The organism is Methylobacterium hispanicum (genome assembly GCF_022179285.1).
GTDB lineage: Bacteria > Pseudomonadota > Alphaproteobacteria > Rhizobiales > Beijerinckiaceae > Methylobacterium > Methylobacterium hispanicum.
The window spans coordinates 1-1,434 of the sequence record NZ_BPQO01000078.1 but is presented as its reverse complement, the minus strand read 5'-3'; the positions used below and the strand labels follow the sequence as shown (position 1 = coordinate 1,434).

At 70.3% G+C, this 1,434-nt stretch carries 1 protein-coding gene; it reads right to left on the bottom strand.

The genetic code is table 11. The features are described 5' to 3' along the window. Positions 1-3: 3 nt before the first annotated feature. The coding region (locus MFF56_RS31780) for a phosphomannomutase/phosphoglucomutase (protein WP_238232195.1) at positions 4-1,434 on the bottom strand (1,431 nt) is incomplete at its 5' end.

Here is a 1,434-nt window from a genome sequence, read left to right as displayed (position 1 = left end):
GCCCTAGATGGTCTGGTTGTAGGCGCCGACCTCTGGGTTCTGGCGCAGGACGGCGTCGACGGCCTCGAACATGGCGCGCAGGCGCGCCTCCGAGACCGGGCTCTCGACGACCACCACCAGCTCGGGCTTGTTGGAGGAGGCGCGCACCAAACCCCAGGTGCCGTCCTCGGCCGTCACCCGCACGCCGTTGACGGTGACGAGGTCCACGATCCTCTGCCCCGCCACCGGCTCGCCCGCCGCCTGCAGCGCCCGGAAGCGCGCGGTCACCTTGTCCACCACGCCGTACTTCGCCTCGTCGGCGCAGTGGGGCGACATGGTCGGCGAGCCCCAGGTCTGCGGCAGCGCCCGGTAGAGCTCGGCCATGGAGCGGCCGGGGTTGCGGTCGAGCATCTCCAGCACCGCGATCGCGGTGAGCAGCCCGTCGTCGTAGCCCCGCCCGATCGGTTCGTTGAAGAAGAAGTGGCCCGACTTCTCGAACCCGGCCAGCGCGGAGAGTTCGTTGACCCGCCGCTTGATGTAGGAGTGGCCCGTCTTCCAGTAGTCGGTCCGCGCCCCGACCCGCTGCAGCTCGGGGTCGCTGGCGTAGAGGCCGGTGGACTTCACGTCCACCACGAAGGTCGCGTCCGGATGCAGCCGGCCGAGGTCGCGCGCCAGCATCACGCCGATCTTGTCGGCGAAGATCTCGTGGCCCTCCTCGTCGACCACGCCGCAGCGGTCGCCGTCGCCGTCGAAGCCGAGCCCGACATCGGCGCCGGTCTCCTTCACGGCCTCGGCGATGGCGTGCAGCATGGCCATGTCCTCGGGGTTGGGGTTGTAGCGCGGGAAGGTCCAGTCGGGGGCGACATCCAGCGGCACCACCTCGACGCCGAGGGACTCGAGCAGGCGGGGCGCGAAGGCGCCGGCGGTGCCGTTGCCGCAGGCGGCGACCACCTTGAGCTTGCGGGTGAGGGGCTTGGCGCGGCTCTTCAGGTCGGCCAGGTAGGTCTCGGCGAAGTCGGGCACGTATTCGTAGGCGCCGCCGCTGCGGTACTGGAAGGCGCCGGTGAGCACGATCTCTTTCAGCCGGCCCATCTCGTCGGGGCCGAAGGTCATGGGGCGCTCGGCGCCCATCTTCACGCCGGTCCAGCCGTTGTCGTTGTGGGAGGCGGTGACCATGGCCACGCAGGGGCAGTCGAGGGCGAACTGTCCGAAATAGGCCATGGGGGAGAGGGCCAGCCCGATGTCCTTCACGCGCAGGCCGGCGGCCTGCATGCCGGCGATGAGGGCGAGCTTGATGGAGGAGGAGTAGGCGCGGAAGTCGTGGCCGGTGACGATGTCGGGGCGCACGCCGCGCTCGTGCACGAGGGTGCCGATCCCCAGCCCGAGCGCCTGGACGCCCATCAGGTTGATCTCGTCGGGAAACAGCCAGCGCGCGTCGTACTCGCGAAAGCCGGT